The organism is Rathayibacter sp. AY1F6 (assembly GCF_002932035.1).
Taxonomy (GTDB): domain Bacteria; phylum Actinomycetota; class Actinomycetes; order Actinomycetales; family Microbacteriaceae; genus Rathayibacter.
Genome location: NZ_PSVD01000006.1, coordinates 107619 through 121549 on the forward strand (window position 1 = coordinate 107619; position 13931 = coordinate 121549).

Consider the following 13931-nt stretch of genomic DNA (forward strand, 5'->3'; position numbering starts at 1 on the left):
GTTCCGCCACCGCACCGCAGACCGATACGACCCCTCCTGGAGACAGCAGTGATCAGCACGACTCCCTACCGCTACGCACTCCCGACGACCGGGCCCGAGCGGTTCGACGTCTGGGCCCCCGAGGCCTCGACGGTCGAGCTCCTTCTCGGTGACGACTCGTCGCTGACGATGACCCGCCACGGAGACGACGGATGGTGGCGGGCGCCCGCGTCGGCCCCGGCCACCGGCGAGGTCGACTACGGGTACCGGGTGGACGGCAGCGGTCCGCTGCCGGATCCCCGCTCGCGCCGCCAGCCGAAGGGCGTGCACGAGCTCTCGCGCACGTTCGACCCCTCGGCGCACGAGTGGGGCGACTCCGCCTGGACCGGGCGCGAGCTCGCCGGCGCCGTCATCTACGAGCTGCACCTCGGCACGTTCACACCCGAGGGCACCCTGGACGCGGCGGCGGAGCGCTTCGAGCACCTGCGCTCGATCGGCGTGGACTTCATCGAGCTGCTGCCGGTCAACGCGGTGAACGGAACGCACAACTGGGGCTACGACGGCGTCCTCTGGTACGCCGTGCACGAGCCGTACGGCGGACCCGAGGCGTACCAGCGCTTCGTGGACGCCGCCCACCGTGCCGGCCTCGGCGTGGTCCAGGACGTCGTCTACAACCACCTCGGCCCGAGCGGCAACTACCTGCCGGAGTTCGGCCCGTACCTCAAGAACGAGAAGGCCAACACCTGGGGCAGCTCGATCAACCTGGACGGCGAGGGTTCGGACACCGTCCGCGGGTACATCATCGACAACGCTCTGATGTGGCTGCGCGACTACCACGTCGACGCCCTGCGCCTGGACGCGGTGCACGCCCTCTCGGACGAGCGGGCCGTGCACGTGCTCGAGGAGATGGCGAGCGAGGTGGCCGTGCTGTCGGCCCACGTCGGGCGCCCTCTGACGCTGATCGCCGAGTCCGACCTCAACGACCCGACGCTGATCACTCCGCGGGAGGCGCACGGCTACGGGCTCGACGCGCAGTGGAGCGACGACTTCCACCACGCGGTCCACGTCGCGCTGACCGGGGAGACCACGGGCTACTACGAGGACTTCGCGCCGCTCGGCGCCCTCGCGAAGGTGCTGACCCGGGGCTTCTTCCACGACGGCACCCTCTCGACGTTCCGCGGCCGTCACCACGGCCGTCCGGTGGACACCGAGCACATGCCGACCTGGCGCCTGGTGGTCTGCAGCCAGAACCACGACCAGATCGGCAACCGGGCGGTCGGCGACCGTCTGACGGCGTCCCTCGACGAGGGCCGTCTCGCGATCGCCGCTGCTCTGACGCTGCTGGGCCCTTTCACTCCCATGCTGTTCATGGGCGAGGAGTGGGCGGCGTCGACCCCGTGGCAGTTCTTCACCTCGCACCCGGAGAAGGATCTGGGCGAGGCGACGGCGAAGGGCCGCATCGAGGAGTTCGCGAAGATGGGCTGGGACCCGGAGGTCGTGCCCGACCCGCAGGACCCGGAGATGTTCCTGCGCTCGCGGCTCGACTGGTCCGAGGTCGGGGAGGGGCGTCACGCCCGCACCCTCGAGGTGTACCGCGAGCTGGCGGCGATCCGCCGCCGCTACCCCGAGCTGACGGACCCGCGCTTCGGGTCGCTCTGCGTGGAGTTCGACGAGGAGGCCCGCTGGCTGACTCTCGGCCGCGGTCGGGTGACCGTCGCGATCAACGTCGGCGAGTCCGCCGCCCGCATCGCCCTGCCGGAGGTGGCGGAGACGCTGCTCGGCGTCGGGGAGTACGCGGTGCAGCCCGGGGACACCGAGGTGGATCTCGGCGGTTCCTCGCTGCTGGTGACGCTGAGCTCCTGAGCGCCTGAGCGCCTGAGGTCAGTGGCGGCCGGCTGTTCAGGTGGCCGGCCGCCGCTGTCCTGAACGGCCGCCTCGGGCCCGAGCGCTCAGAGCGTGACCGCGGCGTACTCCGTCGCGGTCACGACTCGCACTCCCTCGTCGTGGACGAGCAGGAGCGCGCGGAGGGGGATGGCCCGCTTGTGGCACGCCGCCGCCAGGTGACGGGCGAGGACCCGGTCGGTCTCGCCGAGGAAGGCGCGCCCGGGACGTTCCAGGGCGAAGGCGAGCGAGCCCACGTCCTGGTGCGCGACGGCCTTGGCGAGGGTGGCGACGATCCGCTCGGTCTTCTCCTCGTCGGGGTGCACGGGGAGCCCGTCCACCGGGTAGAGGATCGGCAGCTGCACGCCGTCGCGGTCGAGGAAGATCGGCCACAGGGCCCGGCGGTAGGCCGGTCCGATCAGCGAGGAGACGCGCTCGCGCAGCTCGCGGTCGTTCAGGAGCGGCGCATCGAGGTGCGGAGCGGGAGCGGCGTGGTCGAGAGTGGTCATGGTGTCGCTTTCTCGTGGGCGAGCGGGCGGTGCCGCTGAGGGGTCATCGGAAGTTGCGGGAGGTGGTGCGAGCGCCGACCGTGAGGGTCTCGAACCTGTCGGCGAGGAGGTTCGTCACCCCCTCGTCGGAGCGCTCGAGGATCCCCCTGACCAGCAGGGCGGGTGCCTCGCGGGCCACGCGGCGGTAGCGGTTCCATACTCCGACGGAGCAGATCACGTTGAGGATCCCGTGCTCGTCCTCGAGGTTGAGGAAGGTCACTCCACCGGCTGTGGAGGGACGTTGGCGGTGGATCACGACCCCACCGACCTCGATCCGGGTCCCCGAGGGGATGCCGGGGAGATCGGCCGAGGAGCGGGCGCCGCGGCGAGCGAGCCCCTCGCGGAGGTGGCGCAGCGGATGGTCGTCGGGCGAGATGCCGGTGGCCCAGAAGTCGAAGACCACGCGCTCCTGAGGGGAGAGCATCGGCAGGAGCGGGGGCTGCACGACGACCGTGGAGCCGGCGAGGAACTCCTCGCGGTCGCCTGCGGCGGTGCCGGCCTCCCAGAGCGCCTGCCGACGCTGCAGACCGAGCGAGTCGAAGGCGCCCGCGGCGCCGAGGGCCTCGAGCTGAGCCGCGGTCGTGCCGACCCGACGCGAGAGGTCGGCCATGCTCGCATAGGGTCCGCCGCGTTCGCGCTCGGCGACGATGTGCTCGGCGAGCGCGGTGCCGATGCCCTTCACCCCTGCCAGCCCGAGCCGGATCACGAAGCCGCTGTCGCGCCTGTGGTCGTCCGTGTGGAAGTGCTCGGTGCGGTCGAACAGTCCCGTGGGCGGCTGATCGGCGCGGAGGCAGTCGTCGCTCCCGTAGGCGGCGCCGCTCCTCCGGCGTGCGGGGGCATCCTCCTTCGCCTCGAGCCCGGGAGGCGCCAGGGAGCGGTTGACGTCGGGCGAGACGACCTCCACTCCGTGACGCCGGGCATCGGCGACCAGGGTGTGCGGGGCGTAGAAGCCCATGGGCTGCGCCCTCAGCAGCGCGGCGGTGAACGCGGCGGGGTAGTGCAGGCGGAGCCAGGCGCTCGCGTAGACCAGCAGGGCGAAGCTGATCGCATGGCTCTCGGCGAAGCCGAAGTTCGCGAAGGCCTGGATCCGGAGGTAGATGTCGTCCGCGACCTCGCCCGTGATGCCGTTGCGGGCCATCCCCTGGTAGAGCCGCTCGCGGAGGGTCTCGATCTTCTCGGTCCCGCGCTTGGACCCCATCGCCCGGCGCAGCAGGTCGGCGTCCTCCGCGTTGCAGTCGCCGACGGCCACGGCCACCTGCATGAGCTGCTCCTGGAAGAGCGGCACGCCGAGGGTGCGCTTGAGCGGCGTCACGAGGAGGGGGTGCTGGTACGTCACCGGCTCCTCACCGAGCTTGCGGCGGATGTAGGGATGGACCGCACCGCCCTGGATGGGGCCGGGGCGGATGAGCGCTACCTCGATCACCAGATCGTAGAAGCGGCGCGGCTGCAGCCGGGGGAGGGTGCCCATCTGCGCCCGGCTCTCGACCTGGAACACCCCGATCGAATCGGCGCGGCAGAGCTGGTCGTAGACGCCCTTCTCCTCCCGAGGGAGGGTGGAGAGGTCCCACTTCTCGCCGACGTGCTCGGCGACGAGGTCGAACGTGTACTGCAGGGCGGCGAGCATCCCGAGCCCGAGGAGGTCGAACTTGACCAGGCCCATCCAGGCGCAGTCGTCCTTGTCCCACTGCAGGACGGTGCGGTCCTCCATCCGGGCGGGCTCGATCGGGCAGACCTCGCCCACGGGCCGGTCGGTCAGCACCATGCCGCCGGAGTGGATGCCCAGGTGCCGGGGCGTGCCCAGCACCCGGGTGGTCAGGGCGACCACGTCCTCGGGGATGTCGTGGTCGGTGCTCTCGGTGACGGACCCCCACCGCTCGACCTGCTTCGACCAGCCGTCCTGCTGCCCGGCGCTGTATCCGAGGGCCTTGGCCATGTCGCGCACGGCGAACTTGGGCCGGTAGGTGATGACGTTGGCGACCTGGGCCGCGTTCAGACGTCCGTACTTCCGGTAGACGTACTGGATCACCTCCTCGCGCCGCTCCGAGTCGAAGTCGACGTCGATGTCGGGCTCCTCGTCGCGGATGCTGGAGAGGAACCGCTCGAACGGCAGGTCGTAGAAGATCGAGTCGACCGCTGTGATGCCCAGGACGTAGCAGACCGCCGAGTTGGCGGCCGAGCCGCGTCCCTGGCAGAGGATGCCGTTCCGCTTGGCGTAGTGGACGATGTCGTGGACGATCAGGAAGTAGCCCGGGAAGTCCTTCTGCTCTATCACCGCGAGCTCCTTCTCGAGGCGCGCGAGGACGTCGGCGTCGGCGCGGGGGTACTTGGCCGGCACGGCCTCGCGCACGAGCTCGCGCAGCCAGCTCATCGAGGTGTGCCCCTCGGGGACCTCCTGGCGCGGCAGCCGGGGCCGGACTCGGCCGAGCTCGAAGGCGATCTCGTCGGCGACGCGCACCGTGTTCTCCACGGAGCCGGGGTAGCGGCCGAAGCGCTCGGCCATCTCGGCGCCGGAGCGCAGGTGGGCGCCGCCTGCGGCGGGGAGCCAGCCGTCCATCTCGTCGAGGCTCCGGCGTGCTCTGACCGCGGCGAGGGCCGTCTGGAGGGGGCGCTCCTCCGGCCGGGCGTAGTGCACGTTCCCGGTGGCGACCGTCCGCAGCCGGAGCTTCTCGGCGATCGCCGCCAGCTGGTCGTTGGCGCGCGAGGCGAGGGGATCCCCGTGGTCGTACAGCTCCACGAGGACGTTGGCGGGACCGAAGAGCCGGACGAGCTCGCGGACCTCCTGCTCGGCCGCGGCCACTCCTGCGGCGGCGAGCGCTTGACGGACCGCTCCCTTGCGGCAGCCCGTCAGCACGATCCAGTGGCCGTCGGCGGCGCGCGCGAGCTCCTCGAGGTCGTAGCTCGGCTTGCCCTTCTCGGCTCCGGCGAGCTGAGCAGTGGTGATCGCGCGGGCGAGGCGGTGGTAGCCCTCCTCGCGGCGCGCGAGGACGAGCAGGTGGGTCCCCTCCGGATCGGCGACCCCGTTCTGAGGCGAGGTGAGCCCGATCGAGAGCTCGGCTCCGAAGGCCGTGCGGACGGCGTGCCCCTGCGCGGCCTCGGCCATCCTCACGATGCCGTAGAGCCCGTCGTGGTCGGTGAGCGCGAGAGTGTCGATGCCGAGCCGGACCGCCTCCTCGACCAGCTGCTCCGGCTTGCTCGCCCCGTCGAGGAAGCTGAAGTGGGAGTGGGCGTGCAGCTCGGCGTAGGGCACCGGATGAGCCGGCGGCCGGACGTCGTCCCCGGCCACGTAGGCGGGTCGCTTGTGCGACCAGGCCGGACTGTCGCCGCCGTCGCCCCGGACGACCGTGCCGTCGGCGCGCTTGCCGCTGGAGAGGCGGCGCTCGAACTCCGACCAGGGGATCGGCGGGTTGTTCCAGCCCATCGGGGCTCCTTCGGTGCTCGTTCGCGGTGGTGGAGGGATGCTCCGGTTCAGTCGTAGCGGGCCTCTGCGGCCCAGACCCCGTCGAGGCAGAGCAGCAGCCAGGCGACACCGGCGGCGTCGACCACCTGGAAGCGGTCGTAGCGGACGGCGGTGCTCGGATCCCACCAGCGCTCGTCGATCGGCCAGGGACCCGCCCATCCGGCGAGGGGCTCCAGGCGTGCCTGAGAGGTCCCGGGGGTGAAGTAGGCGGGCACGGAGCTGAGGGCGCCGCGCTCGTCGACCGCGACGGGTTCGCCCCTCGGTCCGCGGACCAGCACGGCCGCGGGCTCCGCGAAGACCGTCGGCGGAAGGGGCGGCGGCAGGGAGCCGGGCCAGGGCAGGGTCCTCGGCCGTGCGTCGCCCGGCTCCCGGTCGCCCCAGGGGATCAGGTGCTGGCGGTCGCGGAGGGATCGACCCCCTCCGATCGACGCGGTCATCACGGCCTCGTGCCCGAGCATGCTCTGCACGCGGCTCAGCCCGTGGTGGACGCGCTCCTCCGGAGCGGTGCCCCAGAGACCCTGCTCATGGTTGCCGATCGCGTCGACCGCCTCGGGCTCGACGCACAGCCGCGAGATCGGAGCTCCGAGACCGGTGTCGATCTCCCCGCTGCCCTGCAGCTGCCAGCGGACCCGGTCGAGCACGTCGCCCGGGGTGAACCATCTCGGGTGCAGCCAGCTCCTGGAGGAGACCTCACCGCGCTCGCTGACGACCTCGATGCGGATAGCGGTCGCGACCAGCTGTGCGCGGGTGAGCCCGGCGACGAACTCCTCCGCGGGGACGCGGAAGGCGAAGGCGGCCTGGTCGATGCGGTCCAGAGGGGGCTCGAACTCCATCGCCCGGTCGAGACGCTCCGGCGGGAGCCGGGGCACCACCGTCTCCGACTCCGCACCGGCGGCGAGGAGGTGCGCGTGGGCGCCCTCCGGTCCGAACCGGGCGGCGACGTCCTCGCGAGGGAGGGCGGCGAAGGCGCCGAGGGTGCGGACGCCGAGTCTGCGCAGGAGCGCCACCAGGTCGTCCCCCCGGCGGGGAGCACGGGCAGGGGCAGCGACGGACTCGGTCTCGAGGGCGTCGAGCGGGAGCGGGGCGAGGAAGCCTGCCGCTGCTCCTGGGGGCACGACGGCGACGGGGCGGCCGGAGTGCTTCGCGGCGAGCTCGGAGGCGAAGAGCCCGTCGGCGATCCCGATGCGGGCGTCGGGGAGACCCAGCTCGGCCAGCCGCTGCAGGATCGCCTCGGCCGCGCTCTGCTCGCTCCCGTAGTAGCGGCGCGGACCGCGGGCGCGGATCGCGCACAGACCGGGCCGGATCAGCTGGACGCCCGGGGTGATCTCCTCGAGCGCCTGGATGAGCGGCTCGAACGCCCGGTGGTCGAGCACCGGGTCGTACGGGAGGACGGCGAGACCCGTGCAACGGGACTGCGCCTCTCGCACGCGCATGCCCCGCCGGACCCCCTCCGCCCGAGCAGCGGGGGAGGAGGCGAAGACCAGGCTCTTCTCCGTGAGGGCCAGGGGGTGCTCGGCGCCGAGGCCGGCGTCGGCGGCGGCCGCGAGGAGGGGCCAGTCGGGGCACCAGACGAGGATGGTCCGCCGCAGCTCGGGCGCGCTCGCCATCTCAGACCGCCCGCTCGTGCAGGCGGCCGTGCTCGACCCGGGAGCCGAAGGCGCTCTCGACGCCGGGCATGCTCATCCGCACCGTGCGCACCCGGGTGCCGGCCCGGCCGACCACATCGACCATCGCCTCCCGGGAGCGCAGGTAGCCGTGGCCGTCGCCGAGCCCCTCCCAGCGGCTGCTGCGGATGCTGAGCCGCGCCTCGGCCTGGGGCCACTCGCCGAGGACCACGAGCGCGGCACCCCGCTGGCGCAGTCGTGCTCCCAGACGCGAGACGTCGGCCGAGGAGACGGAGGCGGGCGGACGGGTGAGCACGACGGTCAGCACATCGACCAGAGCGGCGGTGACGGTGAGCCAGTGCTCGGCCGGTGCGGGCACGAGCACCAGGCGCTCGAGGTCGATTCCCATGCCTGCCGCGGCCTCGGCCCCGAACTCCGGGACGCCCACCACGCCGCACCACGAGCCCTCGGCGGACGGGCCGGCGAGCAGCCCCATCGCCAGACTCATCGAGCCCTCCACCGAGTAGGCGGCACCCTGCTTGAGCGAGCCGCCCGGGAGCACGGAGGAGAAGGCCGGCAGGGTGGCGAGGCTCCTGGTCTCGAGAGTGGTCGCCTGCATGTCCCGGATGCGGGACTGCAGCTCCTTCACCGACGCGAGCTGCCGCAGAAGGGGCTCTGCGGCCTCGGCCGTCTCCGCGGAGACGAGGGGTGAAGGGGGGCTCATCTGCCCATGTTCGAACATGTGTTCGAGTATGTCAATCGCCACCGACATCCACCGGCGAGCCGCTCGGACCCTTCCGCGACCGCCCGGCGAAGCGCACTGAGGAGGAGGTTCCAGACGTCCCGGGCAGTCTCGCATCCGCCTCCGACATCCCCGTCCGGGGGCGTTCTCCACCGGGTCTCGGCGAGGAAGGGCCTCCTGCCGCGCCTCTACCATGGGAGCCATGTCCGACGCCCTGCCCGACCCCGCCGACTCCGACGCCACCGCCCCGGCCGCGCCGCGCCGAAGGACCCTCGTGGTCAAGATGGGGTCCAGCTCGGTCACCAAGCAGTCGGGTCCGGATCCCGTTCTCCTGGCCAGCGCGCTCGAGAGCGCCTTCGCCGCCCGCGCGCTGGGCTGGGACGTCGTGCTGGTCTCCTCCGGCGCCGTCTCCTCGGGCCGGGCGCTCTTCGCCCGCTCGCAGGAGGAGCCGATCAGCGCCCGCCTGGCGGCAGCGGTGGGCCAGACCGTCCTGATGGGCTTCTACCGCTCGGTGGCCGAGCTCTCGGGCGCCCTGGTCGCGCAGATCCTCATCGGCGAGTCCGACCTCGCCTCTCCCCGGCAGATGGCACACGTCGCCGAGGCGATCCGCCACGCCCTCGACGCCGGAGTCGTGCCCGTGGTCAACGGCAACGACACGATCGACTCCGCCGGCTCGGACAACGACGGCGTCGCCGGCGGATTGGCGATGCTCCTCGGCGCGGACCTGCTGCTGCTGCTCACCGACGTCCCCGGCGTCTTCGCCGGCAGCATCGCCGAGGGCGTGCACCTCGAGGAGCTGGGCATCTCGGAGCTGCGCCGCATCGGCGTGCAGAAGGGCGGTACCGGCCGAGGGGGCATCCGCTCCAAGCTGCGGGCCGCCGAGCTCGCCGCGCACAACGGCGTCTCGACCAGGATCGCCGGGGCGCGCACCCCCGAGGTCATCCTGGGCGCCCTGGGAGGGCCGGGCCCGGGCACCCTCGTCCGCGCCGTGCACGCGCATCCGCCCGTGGAGCAGCGCTGGATCTCCGGAGTGGCCACCGGCCGCGGCCGCGTCGAGATCAACCTCGAGGCCGAGCGGAGCATCGGAGCCGGCTCGAGTCTGTTCGCCTCGGGCATCAAGCGCGTCTCCGGCGAGTTCGGCGGCGGCGACGTGATCGAGGTGCGCGCCCTCAGCGGAGAGCTCCTCGCGCGCGGCGTCTCCCGCGTCTCCTCGCGTCTGCTGACCCTGGTCCGCGCACTCCGGGTCGACGAGATCGCTCGCGTCTTCGTGGCGGTCCTCGGGCATGCCGCCACGACGGCACCGTCGGCGAGTCCGGAGGGGGAGGAGAGGCCGCAGCTGACCCGCGCTCTGGAGTACGCACGCACTCTCTCCTCCGAGCACGCGCGGGCCGTCGCGATGGAGATCGTCTCCCTCTTCCCTGCCGAGAGCATCTCGGCCCTGCTGGGACAGGGCGCGGGGGAGGGCGAGCTCGTCGAGCGCTACACCCGCCTCGTCCGCACCCTCGCCATCGTGGAGAACGAGAACCTGGCCGTCTTCCGCTCCTGACCGCCGGTGGCGCGCCACGTCTCAGTGCATTTCGCGCCTTCGCGTCATGATCGCCGTTCTCCGGTGTCTTCCTGGTGATGGCGCCGCTCCTGGGCGCCCCCGACGGAACGGATCATCGATGAGCGTCCCCACTTCCACAGCCGGCCACTTCCGCGAGTCCGACATCACGCCCGAGAGCTTCGAGATCGAGCGGCTCGAGCGGCGGCTCGCCCTGCTCGAGGCCTCGATCGCCCAGGGGGAGCGGGCACTGCTGGGCCGGGTCGACCCGAGCACCGGAGATCCCCTCCCAGGCGCCTGCGGGGGGCACCGAGCCCAGCTGGTCAGCAACCTGACGACGGAGCGGGCCCTCGCCGACCGCATCCGGGAGATGCTCGCCGCTCGGAGCTGACGGGGTGCGTACGGCACCATGGGGCCATGGTCACCATCACCGTCGCCGGTCTCGCCCAGCACTTCCACCCCGCCGAGCGGGGCACCGTCCGCCTCGAGATCCGGCGCGAGTCGCGATCCCGACCCCAGGCGCTCGCCGAGGTCACCGCCCTGCACGCGCGGGTCCGTGAGGAGGCGGCCGCCGAGCAGGCGTCCGGCGCCGCCACCTGGTGGTCCTCCGATCAGATCTCGGTCTCCTCGATCCGCCGGTACATCAAGGACTCGGACGTCACGCAGCTGTTCCATGTCGCGGCCGCCGGGGTCCGGGTGAAGTACCGGGACTTCGCGGCTCTCGGGCGCTGGGTCGGCTCGATCTCGGAGGTGCCGGGGATCCAGATCTCGGGGGTCGACTGGGACGTGACGGCGGCGCGACGGGCGGGCATCGAGCGCGAGGTCCGCACCGCTGCCGTGCGCGACGCGCGCGAGCGGGCCGAGGCCTATGCGGCGGCCCTCGGCCTGACCGAGGTGCGGGTGCTGACCCTCTTCGAGCCGGGACTGCGGCCGCACACGCGCATCGAGGGCGGCTCGGCGATGATGAGCCGCGCCAAGGCGTTCTCCTCTCCTGAGGAGCCGCTGGCCCTCAAGCCGGAGGACATCGAGGTCACCGCCTCGGTCTCCGCCGACTTCGAGGCGCACTGACGCGGAGACGCGACCGGGCGACCGGTTCCGCTGCGGACGGAGAGCGCCTGCCTGCACCTGCGACCCGCTGATCGTCTGCATGGCGACCCCGAGAGTCGCCCCGAGGCGACCGACCATCGGCTCCACGACGACCCCTCTCCGCCCCGATCAGCGGGCATGCGACCACCATACGTGTATTGAGGACTCCTCGGGAGCGCTGTCGCGGTTCGGCGACCGCCGTGCACACCCTCCGGGAATAGCGGGGGACCCCCGGGCGCTGAGGCAGGCATGGTCTCGCGCATCGGCTTCCTCTCCTTCGGCCACTACCAGTCCGTCCCGGGGTCTCAGACCCGCTCTGCTCGCGACGTCCTCCTCCAGACGATCGAGCTCGCGGAGGCGGCGGAGGAGATCGGCATCGACGGCGCCTACGTCCGCGTGCACCACTTCGCGCCGCAGCTCGCCTCGCCGTTCCCGCTGCTGGCGGCGATCGCCGCGCGCACCCGCCGCATCGAGATCGGCACCGGGGTCATCGACATGCGCTACGAGAACCCGCTCTACATGGCGGAGGAGGCGGCCGCCACCGACCTGATCTCCGACGGCCGGCTCGAGCTCGGGGTCAGCCGGGGATCGCCCGAGACGGCCCTGCGCGGGTCCGAGGCGTTCGGCTTCGTCCCCCCGGAGGGGATGACCGACGCCGACCTCGCCCGGCAGAAGGTGCGGATCCTCCGGGAAGCGCTCGCCGGGGCGCCGGTCGCGCAGTCCGATCCTGCGATGACGCGCCAGTCGCTCCCGCTCTCGATCGAGCCGCGCTCGCCCGGCCTCGAGGACCGGATCTGGTGGGGTGCCGGCAGCTTCGCGACCGCGCGCTGGGCGGCCGAGCAGGGCATGAACCTGCAGTCGTCGACCCTGCTCCTGGAGGAGGAGGGCGTGCCCTTCGACGAGCTGCAGGCCCGCCAGATCCGCGAGTACCGCGCCGCGTGGAGCGAGGCGGGCTGGGAGCGCACCCCGCGCGTCTCCGTGTCGCGCAGCGTCCTTCCGATCACGACCGATCTCGACCGGCTGTACTTCGGCGGCCGCGGCGAGCAGGACCAGGTCGCCCCCCTCGAGGGCGTCCGCGCCCGATTCGGCCGCAGCTACACGGGCGAGCCGGACGCCGTCGCCGCCGAGCTCGCTGCGGACGCCGCCGTGCAGGAGGCGGACACGCTGCTGCTCACCGTTCCCAACCAGCTCGGGGTCGAGTACAACGCGCGGCTCCTGCGCACTGTCGTGGAATCGATCGCTCCGGCTCTCGGCTGGTCGCCGGCGACAGCAGGCGTCTGACGCCGAGGCACGGTCTGTGCAGGAGGGCCCTGCGGTGCAGGAGCGCCCGTGCGGTGCAGGAGCGCCCGTTTACTGCAGGAGACGCCCCGCCTCTTCGGGAAAGAGCGGGGCGTCTGCTCTCTCCGCCCGCCGCATCCCTCCCACCGGCACGAGGAGGGAGGTGCCGGAAACGACGGAACCCCCCGCCTCTCCGAAGAGAGACGAGGGGTTCCGATCAGTGTGTCCGAGGGGGGACTTGAACCCCCACGCCCTATACGGGCACTAGCACCTCAAGCTAGCGCGTCTGCCATTTCCGCCACCCGGACGAGTGTTTCCTTCGACCTGCGTTTCCGCGGCCGAAGAAGACATTAGCACGGTTCCGGAGCCTCTCACGCCACCTCCCGGCCCACCGTCCTCCGCGCGCCGTCGAGCCCGCGCCGGTACCGTTGCCCGCATGTCCGACAGCATCGACAGCGCGCCCGTGACCGACAGCACCCTCGACGAGACGGCGCTCATCGCGCGCGATCTCATCCGCTTCGACACCAGCAACTACGGCGACGGGAAGGCGGAGCCGGAGCGCCCGGCCGCGGAGTACGTCGCGGCGAAGCTGCGCGACCTCGGCCTCGAGCCCGAGCTGATCGACTCCGACCCGGGACGCACGAGCGTCGTGGCGCGGGTCGCCGGGGAGGACCGCGAGCGCGGCGCCCTCGTCGTCCACGGGCACCTCGACGTGGTGCCCGCCATCGCCGACAACTGGAGCGTCGACCCGTTCGGCGGCGAGATCAAGGACGGCATGCTCTGGGGCCGCGGCGCGGTCGACATGAAGAACATGGACGCGATGATCCTCGCCTCGCTCGGCGACATCCTCCGTGAGGGGAGGCGCCCCTCCCGCGACCTCGTCATCGCCTTCTTCGCCGACGAGGAGGCGGGCGGTGTGCGGGGATCGGGATTCCTGGCCCGTGAGCGGCCCGAGCTGTTCGCCGGAGCGACCGAGGCGATCAGCGAGGTCGGCGGCTACTCGATCGAGCTGGCCGGCAAGCGGGCCTATCTCGTGCAGACGGGCGAGAAGGCGCTGATGTGGCTGACCCTCCGCGCGCACGGCACGGCGGGGCACGGCTCGCAGATCAACTCCGAGAACGCCGTCACCCGGCTGGCGCAGGCGATCGCCCGCATCGGAAGCGAGGAGTGGCCCACCCGCCTCACCGACACCACGCGCGAGCTGCTCGACGAGGTCGCCCGCCTGCTGGGCCACGACCCTCAGCGCAGCACTCCGGAGGAGCTGGCACTCGCCACCGGCACCGCCTCGCGCTTCATCGCCGCGACGCTGCGCACCACCGCCAATCCGTCGATGCTGTCGGCCGGCTACAAGGCCAACGTCATCCCGGACACCGCGGAGGCCACCATCGACGTGCGCGTCCTCCCCGGCGAGGAGGATTCCGTGCTCGAGCGGCTGAAGGTCCTCGCGGGCGAGCACGTCGACATCCTCGTCCAGCACCGCGACATCGGACTCGAGGTGCCCTTCGCCGGCCCCCTCGTCGAGAGCATGGCCGCCTCGATCCGCCGGTTCGATCCGGGCGCCGAGGTCCTCCCGTACCTGCTCTCCGGAGGCACCGACAACAAGGCGCTCTCGACGCTCGGCATCACCGGATACGGGTTCGCGCCGCTCCAGCTGCCGTCGACCCTGGACTTCCCGGCGCTGTTCCACGGGGTCGACGAGCGCGTTCCACTGGACGCACTAGTGTTTGGCAGGAAGGTCCTGACCGATCTCCTGCTGAGCTCCTGACGGCGCCGCGGACCGGGTCAGCACCGACCGATCCCGACCGACTGCTGG

The 13931-nt window shown here is 72.3% G+C and carries 10 protein-coding genes and 1 tRNA gene; 6 read left to right on the forward strand and 5 right to left on the reverse strand.

The genetic code is table 11. The features are described from left to right. The first annotated feature begins 48 nt into the window (after window positions 1-48). Entirely contained in the window at window positions 49-1842 is a 1794-nt protein-coding gene (gene treZ / locus C5C44_RS07720) for a malto-oligosyltrehalose trehalohydrolase (protein ID WP_258066689.1), read from the forward strand. Between the two features lie 86 nt (window positions 1843-1928). On the opposite strand, the gene C5C44_RS07725 is transcribed toward treZ, so the two are convergent. Genes C5C44_RS07725 through C5C44_RS07740 form a run of 4 tightly spaced genes read right to left on the reverse strand, consistent with a single transcriptional unit; the run spans window position 1929 to window position 8193 of the window. Continuing rightward, window positions 1929-2369: a hypothetical protein gene (locus C5C44_RS07725; protein WP_104221992.1), complete on the reverse strand. Its 441-nt coding sequence runs from the start codon at window positions 2367-2369 to the stop codon at window positions 1929-1931. A gap of 43 nt (window positions 2370-2412) precedes the next feature. Beyond that, the gene (locus C5C44_RS07730; protein ID WP_104335633.1) at window positions 2413-5826 is read right to left on the reverse strand and encodes an error-prone DNA polymerase; all 3414 of its coding nucleotides are present in this window, start codon (window positions 5824-5826) and stop codon (window positions 2413-2415) included. 47 nt (window positions 5827-5873) lie between these two features. Continuing rightward, a complete protein-coding gene (locus tag C5C44_RS07735) occupies window positions 5874-7472 on the reverse strand; it encodes a DNA polymerase Y family protein (protein WP_104335634.1) in 1599 nt (532 codons plus the stop codon). A gap of 1 nt (window position 7473) precedes the next feature. Beyond that, window positions 7474-8193 carry a hypothetical protein gene (locus C5C44_RS07740; RefSeq protein WP_104225270.1) on the reverse strand — a complete coding sequence of 240 codons (720 nt, stop codon included), beginning with the start codon at window positions 8191-8193 and terminating at the stop codon, window positions 7474-7476. Between the two features lie 220 nt (window positions 8194-8413). On the opposite strand from C5C44_RS07740, the gene proB reads away from it, so the two are divergent. From proB to C5C44_RS07760, 4 genes are all read left to right on the forward strand, one after another. Further along, window positions 8414-9757, forward strand: coding sequence for a glutamate 5-kinase (proB, locus tag C5C44_RS07745; RefSeq protein ID WP_160034332.1), 1344 nt, complete (start codon window positions 8414-8416; stop codon window positions 9755-9757). Between the two features lie 118 nt (window positions 9758-9875). After that, the gene (locus tag C5C44_RS07750) at window positions 9876-10145 is read left to right on the forward strand and encodes a hypothetical protein (RefSeq protein ID WP_104222002.1); all 270 of its coding nucleotides are present in this window, start codon (window positions 9876-9878) and stop codon (window positions 10143-10145) included. A 26-nt stretch (window positions 10146-10171) separates the two neighbouring features. After that, window positions 10172-10822, forward strand: coding sequence for an SIMPL domain-containing protein (locus C5C44_RS07755; protein WP_104225267.1), 651 nt, complete (start codon window positions 10172-10174; stop codon window positions 10820-10822). 267 nt (window positions 10823-11089) lie between these two features. Next, window positions 11090-12121 carry an LLM class flavin-dependent oxidoreductase gene (locus C5C44_RS07760; protein ID WP_104225266.1) on the forward strand — a complete coding sequence of 344 codons (1032 nt, stop codon included), beginning with the start codon at window positions 11090-11092 and terminating at the stop codon, window positions 12119-12121. 220 nt (window positions 12122-12341) lie between these two features. Here C5C44_RS07760 and C5C44_RS07765 read toward each other — a convergent pair. Beyond that, window positions 12342-12426, reverse strand: a tRNA-Leu gene (locus C5C44_RS07765). A gap of 128 nt (window positions 12427-12554) precedes the next feature. On the opposite strand from C5C44_RS07765, the gene C5C44_RS07770 reads away from it, so the two are divergent. After that, window positions 12555-13883, forward strand: coding sequence for a M20/M25/M40 family metallo-hydrolase (locus C5C44_RS07770; protein ID WP_181132764.1), 1329 nt, complete (start codon window positions 12555-12557; stop codon window positions 13881-13883). Window positions 13884-13931: the final 48 nt, after the last annotated feature.

Excerpts from the sequence above, each read along its gene's own strand:
- C5C44_RS07725 (WP_104221992.1), bottom strand. The coding sequence starts at position 2,369 with ATGACCACTCTCGACCACGCCGCTCCCGCTCCGCACCTCGATGCGCCG.
- C5C44_RS07730 (WP_104335633.1), bottom strand. The coding sequence starts at position 5,826 with ATGGGCTGGAACAACCCGCCGATCCCCTGGTCGGAGTTCGAGCGCCGC.
- C5C44_RS07735 (WP_104335634.1), bottom strand. The coding sequence starts at position 7,472 with ATGGCGAGCGCGCCCGAGCTGCGGCGGACCATCCTCGTCTGGTGCCCC.
- C5C44_RS07740 (WP_104225270.1), bottom strand. The coding sequence starts at position 8,193 with ATGAGCCCCCCTTCACCCCTCGTCTCCGCGGAGACGGCCGAGGCCGCA.
- proB (WP_160034332.1), top strand. The coding sequence starts at position 8,414 with ATGTCCGACGCCCTGCCCGACCCCGCCGACTCCGACGCCACCGCCCCG.
- C5C44_RS07750 (WP_104222002.1), top strand. The coding sequence starts at position 9,876 with ATGAGCGTCCCCACTTCCACAGCCGGCCACTTCCGCGAGTCCGACATC.
- C5C44_RS07755 (WP_104225267.1), top strand. The coding sequence starts at position 10,172 with ATGGTCACCATCACCGTCGCCGGTCTCGCCCAGCACTTCCACCCCGCC.
- C5C44_RS07760 (WP_104225266.1), top strand. The coding sequence starts at position 11,090 with ATGGTCTCGCGCATCGGCTTCCTCTCCTTCGGCCACTACCAGTCCGTC.
- C5C44_RS07770 (WP_181132764.1), top strand. The coding sequence starts at position 12,555 with ATGTCCGACAGCATCGACAGCGCGCCCGTGACCGACAGCACCCTCGAC.